Origin of the sequence: Erysipelatoclostridium sp. DFI.2.3 (assembly GCF_019132535.1) — a bacterium.
Lineage (GTDB): Bacteria > Bacillota_I > Bacilli_A > Erysipelotrichales > Erysipelotrichaceae > Clostridium_AQ > Clostridium_AQ innocuum.
In genome coordinates, this window is record NZ_JAHOOJ010000006.1 from 1 (window position 1) to 18,469 (window position 18,469).

The 18,469-nt window shown below is 42.4% G+C and carries 17 protein-coding genes; 3 read left to right on the forward strand and 14 right to left on the reverse strand.

What is annotated here, in order from left to right:
• The first annotated feature begins 825 nt into the window (after positions 1 to 825).
• Entirely contained in the window at positions 826 to 1,236 is a 411-nt protein-coding gene (locus KSZ58_RS07515; RefSeq protein WP_008819579.1) for an HTH domain-containing protein, read from the forward strand.
• Between the two features lie 335 nt (positions 1,237 to 1,571).
• Here KSZ58_RS07515 and KSZ58_RS07520 read toward each other — a convergent pair whose 3' ends face one another.
• The 5 genes from KSZ58_RS07520 to KSZ58_RS07540 form a co-directional block, all read right to left on the reverse strand.
• A complete protein-coding gene (locus tag KSZ58_RS07520) occupies positions 1,572 to 1,775 on the reverse strand; it encodes a hypothetical protein (RefSeq protein ID WP_008819578.1) in 204 nt (67 codons plus the stop codon).
• 211 nt (positions 1,776 to 1,986) lie between these two features.
• On the reverse strand, positions 1,987 to 2,406 hold the full coding sequence (locus tag KSZ58_RS07525; protein ID WP_008819577.1) for a C-GCAxxG-C-C family (seleno)protein: 420 nt from the start codon (positions 2,404 to 2,406) through the stop codon (positions 1,987 to 1,989).
• A gap of 165 nt (positions 2,407 to 2,571) precedes the next feature.
• Positions 2,572 to 3,468 (reverse strand): glycyl-radical enzyme activating protein, encoded by an 897-nt coding sequence (locus KSZ58_RS07530; RefSeq protein ID WP_009588061.1) that lies wholly within the window; start codon positions 3,466 to 3,468, stop codon positions 2,572 to 2,574.
• Positions 3,461 to 5,731, reverse strand: coding sequence for a pyruvate formate lyase family protein (locus tag KSZ58_RS07535; RefSeq protein ID WP_217752646.1), 2,271 nt, complete (start codon positions 5,729 to 5,731; stop codon positions 3,461 to 3,463). The genes KSZ58_RS07530 and KSZ58_RS07535 overlap by 8 nt, the downstream gene beginning before the upstream one ends.
• Before the next feature lie 32 nt (positions 5,732 to 5,763).
• Positions 5,764 to 6,513 (reverse strand): N-acetylmannosamine-6-phosphate 2-epimerase, encoded by a 750-nt coding sequence (locus tag KSZ58_RS07540; protein ID WP_002607903.1) that lies wholly within the window; start codon positions 6,511 to 6,513, stop codon positions 5,764 to 5,766.
• Between the two features lie 312 nt (positions 6,514 to 6,825).
• Between KSZ58_RS07540 and KSZ58_RS07545 the strand changes: the two genes are divergently transcribed.
• Together KSZ58_RS07545 and KSZ58_RS07550 are read left to right on the forward strand one after the other, a co-directional pair.
• Positions 6,826 to 7,191: a MerR family transcriptional regulator gene (locus tag KSZ58_RS07545; protein WP_009269665.1), complete on the forward strand. Its 366-nt coding sequence runs from the start codon at positions 6,826 to 6,828 to the stop codon at positions 7,189 to 7,191.
• Between the two features lie 422 nt (positions 7,192 to 7,613).
• On the forward strand, positions 7,614 to 8,798 hold the full coding sequence (locus KSZ58_RS07550; protein ID WP_009269666.1) for a collagen-like protein: 1,185 nt from the start codon (positions 7,614 to 7,616) through the stop codon (positions 8,796 to 8,798).
• Between the two features lie 480 nt (positions 8,799 to 9,278).
• Here the strand turns inward: KSZ58_RS07550 and KSZ58_RS07555 are convergent, their stop codons facing one another.
• The 9 genes from KSZ58_RS07555 to ribD all read right to left on the reverse strand — a co-directional run bounded on the left by KSZ58_RS07555 (position 9,279) and on the right by ribD (position 18,337).
• Complete coding sequence (locus tag KSZ58_RS07555; protein ID WP_009269667.1) at positions 9,279 to 9,878, reverse strand: polymer-forming cytoskeletal protein; 600 nt, start codon at positions 9,876 to 9,878, stop codon at positions 9,279 to 9,281.
• Between the two features lie 386 nt (positions 9,879 to 10,264).
• Positions 10,265 to 10,531, reverse strand: coding sequence for a hypothetical protein (locus tag KSZ58_RS07560; protein WP_008819571.1), 267 nt, complete (start codon positions 10,529 to 10,531; stop codon positions 10,265 to 10,267).
• 50 nt (positions 10,532 to 10,581) lie between these two features.
• Positions 10,582 to 12,195, reverse strand: a complete 1,614-nt coding sequence (locus KSZ58_RS07565) for a recombinase family protein (RefSeq protein WP_008394611.1) — start codon at positions 12,193 to 12,195, stop codon at positions 10,582 to 10,584.
• A 111-nt stretch (positions 12,196 to 12,306) separates the two neighbouring features.
• A complete protein-coding gene (locus KSZ58_RS07570; RefSeq protein WP_008394616.1) occupies positions 12,307 to 12,516 on the reverse strand; it encodes a hypothetical protein in 210 nt (69 codons plus the stop codon).
• A 784-nt stretch (positions 12,517 to 13,300) separates the two neighbouring features.
• Entirely contained in the window at positions 13,301 to 14,515 is a 1,215-nt protein-coding gene (locus KSZ58_RS07575) for a replication initiation factor domain-containing protein (protein ID WP_008394618.1), read from the reverse strand.
• Positions 14,516 to 14,923: 408 nt separating this feature from the next.
• On the reverse strand, positions 14,924 to 15,391 hold the full coding sequence (gene ribE / locus KSZ58_RS07580; RefSeq protein ID WP_008394619.1) for a 6,7-dimethyl-8-ribityllumazine synthase: 468 nt from the start codon (positions 15,389 to 15,391) through the stop codon (positions 14,924 to 14,926).
• Complete coding sequence (locus KSZ58_RS07585; protein ID WP_217752647.1) at positions 15,392 to 16,597, reverse strand: bifunctional 3,4-dihydroxy-2-butanone-4-phosphate synthase/GTP cyclohydrolase II; 1,206 nt, start codon at positions 16,595 to 16,597, stop codon at positions 15,392 to 15,394.
• 19 nt (positions 16,598 to 16,616) lie between these two features.
• Complete coding sequence (gene ribE / locus KSZ58_RS07590) at positions 16,617 to 17,252, reverse strand: riboflavin synthase (RefSeq protein WP_008394622.1); 636 nt, start codon at positions 17,250 to 17,252, stop codon at positions 16,617 to 16,619.
• Positions 17,237 to 18,337, reverse strand: a complete 1,101-nt coding sequence (gene ribD / locus KSZ58_RS07595) for a bifunctional diaminohydroxyphosphoribosylaminopyrimidine deaminase/5-amino-6-(5-phosphoribosylamino)uracil reductase RibD (protein ID WP_008690020.1) — start codon at positions 18,335 to 18,337, stop codon at positions 17,237 to 17,239. The genes ribE (KSZ58_RS07590) and ribD overlap by 16 nt, the downstream gene beginning before the upstream one ends.
• Between the last annotated feature and the right edge of the window lie 132 nt (positions 18,338 to 18,469).

Genomic DNA, 18,469 nt, shown 5'->3' on the forward strand with positions numbered 1-18,469 from the left:
CACGGGAAAGGGTGTACTTAAAAAATAGATCGTTACTGTAGTTGAGTTGATTCCTTGCATTTGACATTTTTATGTCCTCCATTCTGTAAGGGCTCCTTACCCCCTTCTATACGTATGGAATCTGTCAAATTCCTAAAAAATCCGCAAATCTTTGATAACTTTTTCTATTTTTCACGTTAAAAGGGATTTTATCATATTCGCATTGTCTTTAAAGCATTCCCCTGTCGATCTGCTATACGGTTTTCCCCTTCACAGGTATCCATAGTCGGTGAAGAGCTACAACCCTTCACAAAGCGCACGCAAAAGCAACATATCGTAGAAACTATCATCAGCTACGGGATTGTATTTGAAGCATTTGATACCGATGTTTATCAGGCTATATTCGCTATAAGTTCGATTTTGATTATCGTGGCACTCATCACAAAACACAATTTTACAAATGAAGCGGATATGATCAAACAGCCTCCTTTGTGATATATTAGATATGGACTGGCAGATTATTAGCCCGGTATTTTTCATTGAAAGCTATATGCTTTCAACGCCTTACCGGCAGATATAAATGCAGGGATGCGGCAATTGTGTACAGTCTTCCTCATCTCTCTGCAATGCCGTTTTTGTAAGTCCTTCTAAAGTCTGGTTTAAACCGCCGTATACTTCCTGTCACCGATTAACATACCTTAAGAAACCGATGGTATTTTTTACTTCATTTTTATTGTCTATTGCGCTAAACTGTAGATAACTGCGTTCAGAGGTATGCTGCCGGATATATCTGTTTATCCTGCACATACTTGCATACGGAAGCATTACGAAAGCGAGGCTTATAATATGGAATTATTTGACATCCTGCAAACTGCGGAAGAGGTAAGCGGCATTGATATGAAAGCTGTTTTGCAGGCAATGGGAATCAGTGTAAACGTAAAGGAGCATACAGAGCAGGAACAGGCACTGATCTGTTCGTTTGTATCCAATTTCATCACCCTTCCTGCATGGAGGGTGGATAATGACGATATTGTGAAGGCACTGCTGAATGTTCTGGTAGAAAAATATAAGCTGCCGCTATCCTTTGTAGCTGCGGCGGCAGGAGTGCAAAAGGAGCAGCTTGCATCATTTCAAAAGGGCGGGGAGATTCCCCTTTCCACAAAATACACACTGGCCGCGCAAATCAGCAGACTGAGTAATATGATCTGTCCCTTTGATGAAACCATGCAAGCATTGAAGCAGACAGGCAGGAAATAGCTGTTTTCCCTACTGCAAAGGATGAACCAAAAAAAATCAACCGCAAGGAATATACACAGGTTGATTTTTTTATGCTGTCCTAAGTGTGAGAAAGTATCCATCCGTCGGTATGCTTTTCTTTATGATACCGCACTGCGGACATGGAAAACATGGCACAGCTGTAGACTTTCCGCATACGACAAGAATTTTTCAATCAGACTAGCCGGAACAACCCCATAGGAAGCAGCTGAGACAGGTATATGGATATCATAGGAGGTCAACACCACCTCACAGCGTTTCCATTACTGCGTATGTATCCCTCTATAGTCTGTGACAGGCTGTACAACAGCTGCATGTTATCTTACGTGCTTTTTCGCTTCCTCAACATCCTCAAACACCGTGTGGTTGATCTGTGCAGAATCAATACGGCAGAAACCACCGCATTCTCCATAGCTGTCAATGCTGAACACGAAACCGTTTTGTTTGGTTTCCACATCAATTACATGTCCATCATGAATCTGCCCCTCATCCAGGTAATATACCAGAGTTCCTTCCTTCATAAGCATCATCTCCTATATTCAGGATATGCGCAATATTAAAAAAAGACAAGGAAAATGCAAACAGCTTCTCCTTCATCCGATTCCTGTTCAAAGGAAGAGGACTGCATACTTAGAAACAGTAAAAGATCAAGCACATTGATCAGCCGATGCGCCTGATTCTTTTGATTAAGCGGATTTTATGAGGATACCTTAAAGCGGAAAAGACACCTTACTATCCCTGTATGCCTTTTCTTTCCTCATCCCATTCCCGGATGACCTCCTCCAGAATGGCTGCGGCAGTTTCCACCGTATGCTCACATTTCTTTTCCTTGCTGTGATACACCGGTTTAATCTTCGCACAAAGACGAGAACCCATTTTATTTTGAAATGCTATGACCAGCTTCTGCGTCAGTGTTCGAAGAAAAGAACAGTCGTGTGCCTTTGTTTCCACATAGCGTGCGGAAACTACACAGGCTGCGCCGCACAGGGCACCGCATACATCTCCAATCTGAAAGCCACCGCCAAAGGCTGCTGTCATCTTCATATCCCTGTCATGCAGGTCAAGACCATATACCTCATTGCCTGCGCGAATGATGCTTTCCGCACAGTTGTATCCCATATGATAATATTTCACTGCTGTTTCTGCTAACATATCGTACCCTCTTTCTCTTTCACGTATTCAGTATACCAAAAGTTTCTTTTGAAGAAAACCATGAATTTATCTTCTGTCACATTCTTCTGTGAAAAACTGCCGGATTGCTCCGGCAGTATTCGCGTTGCATCATGATGTGCCGTGTGCTTTTGCAGAACTGCACCCCTATCCGCCGATATTCGCCTGCATACCGAGCTGTCGGGCATATTCCAGATAACACATCAGATCCTCTTTCTGCAGCATTTTATTCGATAAGGTATACGGTTTTCCCATCTTTTCGTATTTCACCTTTCCCAGTGTATGGTACGGGAGAAGATTCACCTCGCAGACACCAATGGATTTCAGATATCGCAATGCGGATTCCAGTGTGTCTTTTTCATAATTGAACCCCGGTATGACGGGAATGCGTACAATTACCTTCTGTGGATCCACCTTGAGAAGATAACGCAGATTTTCCTTAATCAAAGCTCCATCCGCACCGGTAACCGTACGCAGAATGGCATCATCCGGATGCTTGAAGTCAAATAGAAAAAGATCAATCAGCGGCATCATGCGTATCAGCAAATCTCTGGAGTAGTTACCGGTCGTTTCCACGGCAGTATGAAAGCCCTCCTGCTTGCAGGCACGAAGCAGCTCCCATAATGCTTCCTGCTGAACAAACGGTTCACCACCGCTGAAGGTGATACCGCCGCCGGAGTTTTCATAATAGTCCCGATCCCTGCACAGCTCCGCCATAATCGCTTCCAGCGTCATTTCCTTTCCCTGAAATGCTATGGCATCCTGCAGACACACCCGTTCACAGGCACCGCAGCGCTGACAGCGGTCTTCCCTGTACGTGAAGTTTCCCTGCGCAAACGTGATGGCCTGATGCGGACATGCCCGCTCACACAACCGGCAGCCAACACAGCGCACGGCATTGTGAAACATTGTGCTTTTCACACTCTGTGTCTCCGGATTGGCGCACCATGGACAAAACAGTGGACATCCCTTCAGAAAGAGTGTTGTGCGAATACCCGGACCGTCATGAGTCGCAAAGCGCTCAATATTCGTGACGTTAATCATACAGCATCCTGCTCAGCAGCTCATCCTGAATATCTCTGGTAAGATTCACGAAGACAGCACTGTAGCCGGCTACTCGCACAATCAGATCCGGATACTTTTCCGGATGCTTCTGCGCATCCTCCAATACGCCGTGATCCACAACGGTCACCATCAGCTGGCAGCCGACCTTCTTAAAATACGTATCAAACAGGATTCGGATTTTATCCCGATCCTCATTGAACATGCGCGGTGTGAATTTGATATTCTGCACACTGCCGCCATGATATTTTGCCTGAAATCTGCTTAGGGAATTCAAACAGGCTGTTGGTCCGCTCTTTGCGGCACCGCCCTGCGGATTATTCGCAGGATTCATAAAGACACCCGTTTTCCGTCCATCCAGACTGGCGAAGGTCTGATGACCCCAGTCTGTATTCGTTTGATTATTGGAAATAACGATCAGATAATAGCCAAGACCCGCGTCAATGCCCCGCTGCCGTATTCCCTTAGCGACAAACTCGTATAAATCATTGGCAAGTGCATCGCATTCCGGCTTGTCATTTCCATATTTATCTGCATGCAGCAGGTCTTTTCGCAGCTGCTCATAGCCTTCAAAATCTGCGAGCTGTGCCTCATGCAGCTGTTGTAGTGTGTATACCTTATCCTCATATACCAGCTTACGGATCGCATACAGAGCATCACTGGCATTGATGTTTCCATAGGTTTCATTGGTACCGCCCAGAATCTGTACACCACCGTCAAGCAATGCCCTTCCACGGGTGATACAGTCATCCATCAGGATTGAGGTAAACAGAAAGCTTGCCTCCTGATTCATCACCTCATAGGAATGCTTCTGTGCCTCCACACTGAGGTCAAAATAATAATCCAGCAGCTCCTTATAGGTATCATACAGTTCATCAAAGGTGGTAAACGCACTGCACTCCGGTATGGAAACCGGACCGTTTTTCGCCTTGCCATCCATTGGATCAATCCCTGCATTTAAGGTGATATTGAGAAGCTTCAACAGGTTTAAAAGGGTATTCGGTGTACCGACGCTTTTTCCCTGAATCACGAATTCTCCACAGCCGAAGGGAACATACTGCTCCGCTATCTCACGGGATACACGCATGCCGTACATGACTGCCTCAATATTGACATCATCATTGTACAGCGTCGGATAGGTTGCACCGGATCCGATGCAGTCATATGCCATATCCATGATATCCGCCGGGGTATTTTTACTGAAGCGCAGGGTAAACTGCGGCTCCACGTAGCGGGTATCCCGACAGACACGCAGGCAGATACGCGCAAAGGTATCGCCTTCCTCTGGATGCTCTCTTCCTTCTCCGCCGACGATGATACGTCCATTTACCGTTGTACGGCGGTTCTCAATCATTTTCCACAGAGACTTCAGATACCGGTACGCTTCCTCCTCCGTAATCAGGCCGTCCTCCAGATCACGCTGCAGATACGGCCCCAGCACATCATCCATGCGACCGTAATTGATAACCCCTGCCACTAAGGCATAGATCCAGAACAGCTGCAGCGCCTGATGAAAGGTTGCAGGCTTCTGTGTGCGGATAACCGCAAGATCGCGTTCCATCAGCTCCAGGTCCTGCAATCGGCTGCGCGCAGCATCCAGCTTTGCTTCCCGCACCAGCTCAATCTGACGGTCGATAACCTCCTGCAGCAGCGTTAAGCTTTCCACACAGCTGTTTAAAAAGGTATTGGGCTTCTGTGAACGGATCAGCGTTTTCAGCCCCTCCAGTCCATATGCCATGAGCTTTTTGTAATTCAGCATCATACCGGATAAGCGTGCAGTTGCCATCAGCGGATAGGAGCAATCGATAAAGCGGCCGATGGTGGACTCATTCAAAACATCTGCACAATATATCGCCTTGGTGTCATGCTCCTCCCAATAGGCATACAGAGCATCCACTCTGGCCTTATCTTCCTCGCTGTCGAGCTGTTCCTTAAACGAGCGCAGCTTATGGAAAACACAGTAATGGGAAACACCGCCGATGCTGGTCACACTGCCAAAGCCAATCGGCAGAAAATCCAGACGTCCGGCCAGCAGATCATCATCCTCTATGCTTCGAAACAGAGCAGGAAAAATAGTACGCAGGCAGCGAAGTTCACGTTCTGCCTTATCCAGAGCGGCACTATCCCTGTGAGCCTGTGTATAGGCCTCCATGATGGCAAGCTGTTCCTGTGGTGATTTTTCGCACGGAATCGGTTTGGATACCTCAACATTCTGCGCGCCGTCAATACTGATTTTCTTTTTCATACTCCTGTGCCTTCCTTTCTTATATCATGAGATCAGTGCTTTGCCTTTTCTGCATCTCTCCAGTTATCCTGATAGCCGCCAAGCAGATCGACAAAACGCTTTGCAGTCAGATGCGGACGGGTGATGGCACTTCCTACGACAACAGAATGCGCCCCCAGATAAATGCACTTCATCGCATCCTCCGGCGTATAGATATGTCCCTCCATCATGACGAATGCTTCATCGCGGAAGGTACGGCACATCTCCGCAAACATACGGTAATCCGCACCCTCGATATGCTCTGTTTCCTTTGTATAGCCGTACAGCGTCGGTGCAACGATATCCGCACCGTTTTCCACAGCGCGTGCTGCTTCCTCCATGTTGGAAACATCCGCAAAGATAATAGCTTCCGGAATTTCCTGTTTCACGGTTTTGATCAAATCCCATGCCTGTGTGTTTTCATGTGTAATCTGTGATGTACAGTCCAGAGCGATGATTTCCGCTCCTGCCTCCCACACAGCTCTTGCGGCATCCATCGTCGGTGTGATAAAAACATCCGTATCGTCATGCCAGATTTTCCATAAACCGATCATCGGCAAATCAACCTTATCCTTAATTGCCTTGATCTGTTCCGGAGAATTCGCGCGGATTGCCACAGCTCCTGCCCATTTGGCTGCCTCCGCCATTTTTACTACGATGTCATCGGTATAGATAGGGTCATCCTTCTGTACCTGACAGGATACGATCAGACCGTCTTTCAGACCGTCCAGCAGTGCTCTTTTCTTAGGATCAGTAGTTTTCATTCCATGTTCTCCTTTTCTGTGTCCTTCTTACAATTTTATTATAGAAGTATGTAGAAAGGATATCAATCTTTTTATATCATTTTAATTTATTTTGATTCATATTGATTCATAATCTGTGATATTTTTAAAATTTATATTATGAAACTCTTTATTCTTTAGCAGTTTTCGCAATACCGCAATAATTATATTGACTTAAAGCGTGCTCCAAGTGATTTAGTGAAGCTGATGGTTATTCATTACCATGGTATTGCTAGTCACTGGTTCTTCGTGTGATATGTTAACAGATACATACTTTATAGAGGAGGTACAATCATGACAATTGCCGAAGTAAGCCGTATGTTTGAAATTTCCGCAGATACGCTTCGCTATTATGAAATAATCGGACTGCTTCTTGCTGTTCCGCGGACTTGCGGCGGCATCCGTGATTACGGTAAAAAGGATTTGGGATGGATTGCGTTCATAAAATATATGCGTAGTGCGGGACTGCAAATTGAAGCTTTGATTGAATACGTGGAGCTGTTTCAGCAGGGAGATGCCTCCATACAGGCACGGCTGGATATTTTGAAGGAACAGCGTACCCTGCTGAAAAAAAGGGTGCTGGAAATGCAGGCTACCCTGATTCGGCTGGATACGAAAATCGAAGGCTATGAGGACGAGCTTGCAAGAGCGGAGAAATAGCTGAGGACGTGATATCTCCCCAAGTGAGCGCAAGCGTTACAAGCAGCGTATATACATAGAGGGCAGGTGCCGGTTCGATCTTCCTCACCTGCCTTTTATACGCTTTCTCATTCATTTCCTTTCAGAATATATTTTGCTGGAATTGTATTATAAGCAGCGTATTGTGTCTTTTTCCATTTTGTTCCCCACGAAACAGAAGGGGTGCTCTGTGCTTTGATTCTGCGGTGTGGGATATCGGACATGGGGTATCTGTCACAACAGCAGGTCATATCCGGTGAAAGTGTATTGCCATACAGCTTTTATCCGCACTTTTCCTGGTACCGTCTTCACTGCTGGGCATTTGCCATGTGCAGAATGTCCCTGCACACATAGGATAAAACGGATAAGGAAGTATTTGAAATCCGACAGGATGAGGTGAAAAGATGACATATCAGGATGAATATTATGACGATTATACAGACAACTATGCAGTGTGTGAGGATGAGCATGCTCTGCAAGAGGACATTCCAACAGATACCTGCTGTGAACCCTATCCCCATACATGTTGTCCGGGGCCGAGAGGTCCAAGGGGCTTTCGCGGGCCTGCAGGTCCGACAGGACCTATGGGACCGACAGGGCCGGGCATTGGAGTAACCGGACCGACAGGGCCTACCGGAGCTACGGGAAATACCGGTGCAGATGGGGCTACGGGGCCAACCGGGCCGCGGGGAGCAACAGGTGCTACAGGAAATACCGGAGCCTCCGGCATCACAGGGGCAACAGGGGCAACAGGTGAAAATGGCGCTACCGGACCGACGGGGGCAACAGGACCTGCCGGAAGTCCTGGACCACAGGGATTGATCGGACCAACGGGACCTACCGGAACCCCCGGTGTCACAGGACCGACGGGAAACATCGGACCAACCGGCTTAGATGGAAGAGATGGACCGACGGGGGCGACCGGAGCAACCGGCATGACCGGAGCAACAGGGGCGACCGGACCACGCGGGGCTACCGGAAATACAGGGGCAGATGGTGCAACCGGAGCGACAGGAACAACCGGGGCGACCGGGCCACAGGGACTTAGAGGATTGCAGGGACCGACGGGACCTACCGGATTAAGAGGTGCAACAGGGCCAACCGGTGCGGATGGAGCAATCGGTCCAACAGGACCAACCGGAAGCACAGGTCCGATTGGGGCTACCGGAGCAACCGGACCACGCGGTATTGAAACACAGTCCTTTGCCAGCTTTGCTGATTTTGCAAGAGCCTTTGAAAATGCTCAGCCAATGCCGTTATACCAAAGCATTGCGGATACAACCGGCAATATCACATCAACCTCCACGACTTCCCTGCTGCTGCAGCCGGGCTTCTATCAGATCTCACTGGAGGTCAGCACAATACTGTCTACAGCCGGCTATATGCAGATAACCCCGGCCTACAACGGAGCACCGCATATTGAATTTGGTATTTATTCACGAACAGGTTCCCCACAGAACACAGCTGAAGGCAGCAGTCATTTCATAATCGAGGTGACACAGGCAACCTCGTTTACCGTCAATTACAATTCCAATGTAGCAAATACGGACGGTCAGCTGACACTGGTCATCGTGAAGCTGGAGCGTTAAATAGACACCAGTCAGGTATCGATGCAGGCTTTCTGTGATAAATTATGAAATATAAAAAAAGGCGGACATTTACTGATGCCGTCTTTTTTCGTTGGGGACTGCATCGCAGTCTCTTCCTTTCCGATACATGTGATCATCTTGGGGATGGATCATCACATAACCATATTTTACAGAAAATTCTGTCCAACGATAAGCTTTTCAGCGTAACTTGATACATATCTTATATTTTTTTAATCATTGCATTTCTCACAGGAAATCGTCAAAACGTACAGATATGCTGCTTCACAGATACATGCTTGGTTTTGGAATGCTTTGAAGCAACAAAAAAACCTGACAGCCCCGTCAGGTTCTTACTCGATTGTGGATACGTGGAAGGTATGGAGAATTCAATACTATTGCATGCATCAATAGAACCTGTATTCTCCTTTTTACTAACATCATAATGCAGGAAAGAACCGTCTTGTCAGGAACAGGCTTCTTTTACGCTTCCTTTTGTGCGCCGTTTGTATCCTGGATGCCAATCATAACACAGCCCTGTATAACTGCCCCCTGATCAACACTAATGGATGCGGCTGTGATATCACCGCTCACCTGTGATTTTTCACTCAGGCGAATATGCCCTCCCGCATGAATATCTCCGCGAACAGCTCCGACGTTTTCCAATGCAGTCGTTGTGATATTTCCTTCCACTGTGCTTTCCTGTGATATCTTCAGTGTTTCTTTGCATTCAATATTACCATGTATTTCAGCCTGTATAACAGAGGCATCCTGACAGAGGATATCGCCTTCCACACTCCCATATATCTGAATACGCTTGCTGCATTTGATATTCCCCTTTACACGACCGTAAATTGTCAGGTCATCATCCGTACTGACATCACCTGTTACTTCTGTATGTTCTCCAATCAGAGAAGCACTTTCCTGCGGCTTTACAGGTTGCTGCGCATCTTTGTTTTCTTCCATTTTAGTCATATCCTCCTTCTTGGCTTCTGAATGAACCACTTCATCCTCTGGCAGATCATGTTCATGATTCTGCTGTCTGGATTCATATATTCTTTTCTGTTTCTGATACCAGCCCATAAGCATCCCCCTTTCAAGGAATTACAGTCTTCTGATATATGTATAAATATATCATTTTGGCATAATAATTAAAATACAAAAAAGGCAAAAAAACGCTTTATTTATCGGTTAATTTCACTTTTGTATCACAAAACTTGACATTTGTATAATCTGTATATTTTAACATCATGTTGATTTTATAAAAGATGATGCATCAAAGGATCGCATCCGTGTCTTCACCTTTATATTTATCTCTATATTTATAGAAATAAGCTGTATGACAGAGGTTTTCCTTCAAGCATCGAAACTGCCTGTGTTCTTTTTCAGTGCAGCGGCTAAAATGAAAAGCCGGTTTACAGGATTGCATACGTTTCTGTAAATCGACTGTTATTCTATTTCTTATGATGCTAAAAGGTATGTTCGTGCTCGCTCTGCAGCACCTTTACATATTTATAAAAGGTGGCCTTTTTCAGTGAGGTCCTTCTGCGGTAGGTCTCCAGCGGGATATGGTTCTTCTGACAGTATTCCACCTGTTCCCGGAAATCCTCAGGCAGGCTTGCACGCGGTCTTCCATAGCTCCCCGCTCCCTCTTTCTTCTTTTCCAGCGCCTTCACGATCCCCTCATACTGCGCCTTCTTCAGCTCTTCCCGCTTCTTTTTCTCCTCCCGCTTCATCAGATACAGGATGTCCAGTTTCCCTTAGTTAAAGATATGAACCCTCTTTATCAGTCTACTTTTCCAATAAATCGGTAGTATATCTCTATTTCCTGTATTCTTTCGTTCTCCTCATTCGTTGTTGCTTCGTGAATAAGGATTTTTTCTATCATTGCATTTAATAACGGTGCTGTCAGTTCCTTTGGTACGGAATACTCCTTGATTAACTCAATCCACTTTTCAGCACCTATCATATCCTGTTCCATTTTACTTAATTCTTCTCTTAGGTTGGTTATCTGCTGTTCAAGTTCTATCTGCTCTTTTTGATATTTCCCCGACAGCATGATGAAGTTTCGTTCCGTTATCTTCTCACAGGCTCTATCTTCATACATTTTTGCAAATAAACGGTCAATCTCATTTTGTCGGTTCTCGGCTTTCTTCAAGGCACTTGCCTTTTTCTTCTTTTCCCGTATTCGCTCTGCATTGCCGACTTTCTGTATTTTGTTCAATACCTTTTCTTCGTCCTGCTGTACTGCCTTAGCCCAATACTGCAATCGTTCCAATACAGCTTGATACAGCACATCATAGCGGATATAGTGCATAGAACAATAACCTTTGCCAAACTGTCCGTAGAAACTACAAGAATAATAACTATACGGTGTTTTATTTGCCTTATTTGTCGCAAACCTCATAGACCAGCCACAATCCGCACACTTGACAAGCCCTGCAAATATCGGCGTTGCCTTTTCCTTTGTCTGTCTACGCCTTGATTTTATCTGCTCCTGCACACGATAGAACACTTCCTTGTCAATAATCGGTTCGTGCGTGTTTTCTACTCGAAACCATTCGCTTTCGGGCTTTCGTACTTTCTTCTTGCTTTTGAAAGAAACGGTTGATTGTCGATTATGAACGCTGTTTCCGATATAGACTTCACTTTTCAATATCGCCTTTACATGAGCAATCGTCCACTCATAACGCTTGCTTTCGGGCTTTCCCTCAAAGATATGAGCAAAAGTACCGTACCTTGTAAAATTCAACCAAGACGCTGTCGGGACTTTTTCTTCTCGCAGTATTTTTGTGATTTTGGCACTACCGTAACCTTGATAGGCTAGAGAGAAGATTTTTTCAACAATCCATTTTGTTTCCTCATCAACCAACAGTTTCCCTTTGATGTCGGGGTGTTTCTTATATCCTAACGGAGCATAAGCCCCATAATACGCACCCTCTGCAAATTTCGTCTTAAAGGCTGATTTCACTTTACGGCTCGTATCTCTTGCCACCCATTCATTGATGATGTTCTTAAATGGTGCAATCTCACTTTCGCCTTTTTCGCTGTCCACACCGTCGTCAATCGCTATGTAACGGACATTATGGCTGGGAAAATACAATTCTGTATATTGTCCTGTCATAATATAATTTCTACCAAGTCGTGATAAGTCTTTTGTTACAACACAGTTGATTTTTCCTGCCTCTATATCCTCAATCATTCTTTGAAAACTCGGTCTGTCAAAATTTGTTCCCGACCAGCCGTCATCAATATATTCATCAATCACATTCAAATGATGTTCTTTTGCATATAGACGCAACATACTTCTTTGTGTGGTAATGCTGGAACTTTCGCCCTGTAATTCATCATCTCGGCTTAACCTAAGATAAAGTGCAGTATTGTAAATCTGTTGTTTCATTGTCAGTTATCCTCCTTTATAACTAACCCGTGTTTACAATACCTGCTTGCAAGTAAAGTATAACACGGGTACTTTTTGTCATTCAATCTATTTCTTACAACTGCACCGATTTTATGCGATTGTCTGCTTTGCTTTTTCCAACATGACATCAGTTAGAAGTTCTTCCATTGTCTTTCCCTTTTCGGAGAAATGCTCTTTTACAACAATCTTTGTCTTTCCTCTGTTGCCAATGCCACACTTGTTATTTTTCTTTTGAATTGTTTTTACAGCATTATCAATAACACATACCCCCTTTCTGTAAAATCTTTCTAAGCAATTCAACGGCTTTTGTCATAGCCCACAGGACTTCCACCTCTGCATAGTTCTTATGTAGCCGTACCCATTGCGTGCGACGCTTTTAACGCTCAAGCTGTGGCTGTACGGGAGTATCATTATCTGACAGCACAGGTCATGGCGATAAAAGAGGACAAATCTTTTACAAGAACACAGATAGGTTGTCGCTCACTTTTGCAGGAGAAAGGTCATGGCGTATCTGTTTCAACGGCTCGCTGTCTGTCAAAGGTATTGAATTGCTTTATTCAGTTGTCAAAGAGCGATTGAAAGAAGAAAATCATCTTTCCTATATATCGCGTTGGAAAAGAGTAAAAGCGTAACCAATATTCAAAACTTTTTTCTTTTCTTGTACCATATAGGGAAAGAAATTGTCATTCTGCTAAGTTGATGATGAAAAGATTTCTTTTCACACCCTAACTACCTATGCAATACCGTTACTGCCAACTATGAAATGAAAGATTTTGTTTGCTCCATATAGGGAACGACAACTACCAAATGTTAAGTTGAGAATGAAAATATTTTCTTCTTTTCACATCAACACTCAACTGCTAATACCTGTTTGAATACAAATTGAAGATACTTTGTCTTCTTTCACATAACACTGTCCACTCATCTTGAATTTCCGACATTTTTTCAAAACTTTTCTTCTTTCACTCCATATAGGGAATGGAAACCTTGATTTGATGACCTATTTTCAAAAAAAGTTAGATTTCCTTTTCTCGTACCATATCTGTACACAAGTTGATGTTTTGTTGCAGATATTTTGAAGAAATTAAAAAATACCGTCATTCTCTTGTGGGACAGCGGTATCTATGCGTTCTTCTATGGTTGATTTTTCTAATTGTAATAAGTGTTTATGCTTATCTTTGAGTTCTGCCTGCTCAATCATATCTTTCAGTATCGTTGTATGATTTTCTCTGTCTAATGCTTGTACCATTTTTATGGTTGGTGCAACCTGTCTTTGTAACCAATGTAATGCCTTTTGTAAAGTATAAGGTTCTGGTTTAGTCGTTAATCGTATCGGCTCTCTATTTTCCCCTATAAACCATGCCCAATCATCATTTGTTTTCCATTGACTTTTCGGTTTATCATCTTCTCTATCAACAAAGCGGACATAATGATTGATGATAGAAAAAGCGGTGCGTTCAGCGTCCCGATAGGTCAGTAAATCTACAACCGCATAATAGGCTCGTTCATTCTTCATGCGTATTTCAAAACGGTTCTTGATTTCTGTATCTTCAACTTCTATGCCATTTTTGACATACTGCTCGTAATTTTTCTGATAGGCACACATATATAACTCACTACTGGTTGAACCGAGATATAAGGTTTCTCCTGTATTCTTTGGTAAATCGCTACCACATTTTTCCGTACCGCTGTAATCTTTCTGCATACGAAAGTAGGAGATACATTCGCCAGCCTTGTATTTTTCCTTTAACTTTGGAATATCTAATATTCCTGCTTTATCATTGATTGCCAAGTCAAGTCGTTTCATCTTACCACCTGCCGTTAAACAATCCAGCATAAAGTCATACCATGAGCGTTCCTGTGCCAATAGATAACTTTCCATTTGCCGACACCCTCTGCCTTTTAGTTCTAATAAAACACCTAAATGCTCTTGCATGGAACACATGATGTTGATGTCGCCTAAAACATATTTGCTTTCATATCCGTATTTTCCAAAATCTTCATAAAGCATATAATCGGCTTTTAGTTGTAATACTTCACGAATAATCTTTAATGCGTCTGTCGTAGGAAAGCGGACACGGAAGTAATCAATCAACAGAAATAGTGGTTCTTGCGGATTGAAACGCTCAATCTGTTTTTCTATCGTTTGTTTTAGTTCAGCAGAGGGAACAACAGTCCCATTCTCTATCTGGTTAAAATATGTACGACTGATACCACAGGCAACAGCAAGTTTTCTTTGTGTTACTCCATATTCTTCACGCTTTTGTCTTAATTCTTCTATAAAGTTTTTATCATTCATTCTTCAATTCCTCCAATCAAAAAAGGCAACTACCATATTTGATAATTGCCTATACTTAAATTTCCGCAAAAGAAAAGACAATCAATTTCTCGTTTGAAATCAACTGTCTTTCCTATGTCTTATTCAATTTTTATGTATTAAATGAGTGCTTTTTAGTTAACACCCTATTAAAAGCGATTTTACCTTGTAAATACAGCGTTTTCCGCTTAGTAGTGTATATTGTTTCTTGTTTTTTGTGCCCCCCTTGTTAGATAACGGGGGCTTACTGTTCGCTCGCAAGCTCGCTCAACTGCCGGAGTGAACCAGCCACTAAAAACGGTGGAAAAATCTAAGAGATTTTCCCACCGCCGTGTCTGGATCACTCCGCCTATTATGCTTTTTCGCTTTACCTTTTAATCCCCAATCATATTATACCTCTAATGCACGAATTAGATTTACCATTTCAATAGCTCCCTGTGCACATTCAGAGCCTTTATTTCCTGCTTTGCTACCAGCTCGTTCTATCGCCTGTTCAATCGTATCTGTCGTAAGAACACCAAACATAACTGGTGTTTCGGTATTTAAACTGATTTGAGCAATTCCTTTTGATACCTCACTACACACATAATCATAATGGCTTGTACTACCTCGAATAACTGCTCCCAAACAAATAATCGCATCATATTTTTTACTTTTTGCCATTTTAGACGCTATCAAAGGTATTTCAAATGCTCCCGGAACCCAAGCTACCTCTATGTCCTTTTCACCAACATTTTCTCTTTTCAAATTATCTAATGCACCTGCTAATAGCTTAGAAGTTATAAACTCATTAAATCTTGCTACAACAATACCGATTTTTATATTTTCTGCTACTAAATTTCCTTCAAAAGTGTTCATTTATTTTTCCTCCATATTCAAAATGTGTCCCATTCGGTCTTTCTTTGTCTTTAGATAAAAACTATCATAAGGATTTGCTTCTATTTCAATCGGTACTCTGCTTGAAATTTTCATTCCATAATCTTCTAACTGATAAACTTTATCAGGATTATTTGTAAGTAAATGCAATGATTTTATTCCCAAATCTCTTAAAATCTGTGCACCGATATAATATTCTCTTAAATCGCCTTGAAATCCTAATGCAAGGTTGGCGTCAAGTGTATCCATACCGTTATCCTGTAAATGATAGGCTTTTAGTTTATTGACAAGCCCGATACCTCGTCCCTCTTGTCGCATATAAAGCAATACACCAGAACCATTTTCTGCAATCATTTTCATTGCTTTATCTAACTGCTGTCCACAATCACAGCGTAAAGAGCCAAAGGCATCTCCTGTTAAGCACTCTGAGTGGACACGACATAGCACATCGTTTCCATTATTCAAATCTCCCATAACCAATGCAACATGATGTTCTCCATTCAATTTATTGATATAACAATGTGCTTTGAAATCCCCATATTTTGTAGGCATTTCTACAACCGAAACACATTCTACAAGCAAATCATATACTTTTCTGTATTCCTGTAATTCTTTAATTGTGAGGGTAGGTATATGGTGTGTTTGAGAAAACTGAATTAAATCAGGTGTTCTCATCATTTTCCCGTTTTCATTCATAATTTCGCAACATAAGCCACATTCTTTTAAGCCAGCCAACCTCAATAGGTCAACCGTTGCTTCTGTATGTCCATTTCTTTCCAAAGCACCTCCGTTCTTTGCAATCAGAGGAAACATGTGCCCCGGTCTACGAAAGTCAAAGGGATTTACATTCTCAGTCACACACATACGAGCCGTTAATCCTCTTTCTTCGGCAGAAATACCTGTTGTAGTATCCTTATAATCAATAGAAACTGTAAAGGCAGTTTCATGGTTATCTGTATTATCTTCAACCATAGGGGAAAGCATGAGCCTGTTAGCCAGACTTTCACTCATAGGCATACAGATTAAGCCTTTTGCATAAGTCGCCATAAAATTAACATTTTCTGTTGTCGCAAATTGTGCCGAACAAATTAAATCCCCCTCATTTTCTCTCTCTTTATCGTCCATAACCAAAACAAGTTTTCCCTCTTGTAACGCCTGCAATGCCTCTTTTATTTTTTGATATTTCATAATTCCTTTATCCTTTCTGCTAAAATCCGTATCGGCATAACAACTCTTTCGACAACTCTGTTTCATTGCTGTTGTCTATGAGTTTCTGCACATATTTCCCTAATATATCATTTTCAAGGTTTACCATATCCCCGACTTGTTTATTCTTGAGAATTGTTTGCTCCAAAGTATGAGGGATAACGGATACCGAAAAATCTGCTTTCGATACTTTTGCGACAGTAAGACTAATACCGTCAATAGCAATCGAACCTTTTTCAACAATTAGATTTAAGATTTCTCTTTGCGTATTGATTTGATACCACACCGCATTTTTGTCTCTACGCACAGACGATATTCTGCCTGTCCCATCAATATGCCCCGTAACAATGTGACCGCCCAACCTGCCATTCATAGGCATAGCTCTTTCTAAATTCACAAGGCTTCCATGTCTTAACAGGCTAAGAGCCGTTCTGTTCCATGTTTCATTCATCACATCAACTGTAAAAGATTGTCGAGTGAAACAAGTAACTGTAAGGCAGATACCATTGACTGCTATGCTGTCGCCTAAATGTATATCCTCTAATATTTTTGAAGCTTTAATGGATAGTTTACAGTTACAAGTATCTTTCTGTATTCTTTCTACTTTACCGATTTCTTCTATTATTCCTGTAAACATGGATAAATCACTTCGCTTTCTATGAAATAATCATTTCCCACTTGAGAAAAAGCATATGGTTTAAGCATAATGGCGTCATTAGGAAAAGCAACACCTTGACCACTTACAGGGCTTTTTGCACTCCCACCAAATATTTTAGGTGCTATATAAATTTGCACCTCATCAACAATCTGTTGCTCAAGAGCACTCCAATTCATTGCACTTCCACCCTCTAAAAGTAGACTGTCTATCTGCATATTTCCTAAACATTGCATTAAATTCATTAAGTCAATATGATTACCTTTTTTCTTCGTATAAATAATTTCACAACCACATTTTCTGTAAAGAGCAATCTTACTTTCATCAATAGAAGAAGTAGCGATATATGTTTTAATGTCATTCGCTGTTTTGATAATTTTTGATGTAATGGGTGTTCTTAAATCTGTATCACATACGATACGAATAGGATTTTCCCCGTTTTCTAATCGGCATGTCAGTAAAGGGTCATCTTGAATAACGGTATTCACTCCTACCATGATCGCAGTAACCTTATGCCTGAATTGATGTACTTGTTTTCTCGCTTTTTCGCCACTTATCCATTTTGATTGATTTGTATAAGTTGCTATTTTCCCGTCCATTGTCATTGCATATTTCATAAAAACATAAGGAATATGCCTTGTAACATATTTTCTAAAAACTTTGATTAACTGTTGACACTCCATTTCTAAAATTCCTATCACAACTTGAATGTTGTTTTCCTCAAGTACCTTTACACCTTTTCCAGACACAATAGGATTACAGTCTAAAGTTCCGACGACTACTCTTGTAATGCCACTTTTAATAATTGCTTCTGTGCAAGGTGGTGTCTTACCATAGTGACAGCATGGTTCAAGTGTTACATAAAGTGTTGCTCCTACAGGTGACTCCCTACAATTTTTTAATGCATTTCTCTCTGCATGCAATCCACCAAAGATTTCATGGTATCCCTGTCCTATAATTCGATTATCTTTTACAATTACTGCCCCAACCATAGGATTAGGATTGACATAGCCAGCACCTTTTTTTGCCAGTTTTATTGCTAATTTCATGTATTCTGTATCGCTCATTTTTACACCTCCAAAAAAATACATGCCTTGAATAAAATCTATCCAAGACATGCAAAAGAGGATTTATGCGATTAAAGAAAATGCTCTGAAACAATATAAAATCATTCCAGAGCACGCAAAAAAAGCATAAAC

Bases quoted from the DNA above. Each gene is read 5' to 3' on its own strand.
- KSZ58_RS07515 (WP_008819579.1), top strand. From the start codon at position 826: ATGGAATTATTTGACATCCTGCAAACTGCGGAAGAGGTAAGCGGCATT.
- KSZ58_RS07520 (WP_008819578.1), bottom strand. From the start codon at position 1,775: ATGAAGGAAGGAACTCTGGTATATTACCTGGATGAGGGGCAGATTCAT.
- KSZ58_RS07525 (WP_008819577.1), bottom strand. From the start codon at position 2,406: ATGTTAGCAGAAACAGCAGTGAAATATTATCATATGGGATACAACTGT.
- KSZ58_RS07530 (WP_009588061.1), bottom strand. From the start codon at position 3,468: ATGATTAACGTCACGAATATTGAGCGCTTTGCGACTCATGACGGTCCG.
- KSZ58_RS07535 (WP_217752646.1), bottom strand. From the start codon at position 5,731: ATGAAAAAGAAAATCAGTATTGACGGCGCGCAGAATGTTGAGGTATCC.
- KSZ58_RS07540 (WP_002607903.1), bottom strand. From the start codon at position 6,513: ATGAAAACTACTGATCCTAAGAAAAGAGCACTGCTGGACGGTCTGAAA.
- KSZ58_RS07545 (WP_009269665.1), top strand. From the start codon at position 6,826: ATGACAATTGCCGAAGTAAGCCGTATGTTTGAAATTTCCGCAGATACG.
- KSZ58_RS07550 (WP_009269666.1), top strand. From the start codon at position 7,614: ATGACATATCAGGATGAATATTATGACGATTATACAGACAACTATGCA.
- KSZ58_RS07555 (WP_009269667.1), bottom strand. From the start codon at position 9,878: ATGGGCTGGTATCAGAAACAGAAAAGAATATATGAATCCAGACAGCAG.
- KSZ58_RS07560 (WP_008819571.1), bottom strand. From the start codon at position 10,531: ATGAAGCGGGAGGAGAAAAAGAAGCGGGAAGAGCTGAAGAAGGCGCAG.
- KSZ58_RS07565 (WP_008394611.1), bottom strand. From the start codon at position 12,195: ATGAAACAACAGATTTACAATACTGCACTTTATCTTAGGTTAAGCCGA.
- KSZ58_RS07575 (WP_008394618.1), bottom strand. From the start codon at position 14,515: ATGAATGATAAAAACTTTATAGAAGAATTAAGACAAAAGCGTGAAGAA.
- ribE (WP_008394619.1), bottom strand. From the start codon at position 15,391: ATGAACACTTTTGAAGGAAATTTAGTAGCAGAAAATATAAAAATCGGT.
- KSZ58_RS07585 (WP_217752647.1), bottom strand. From the start codon at position 16,597: ATGAAATATCAAAAAATAAAAGAGGCATTGCAGGCGTTACAAGAGGGA.
- ribE (WP_008394622.1), bottom strand. From the start codon at position 17,252: ATGTTTACAGGAATAATAGAAGAAATCGGTAAAGTAGAAAGAATACAG.
- ribD (WP_008690020.1), bottom strand. From the start codon at position 18,337: ATGAGCGATACAGAATACATGAAATTAGCAATAAAACTGGCAAAAAAA.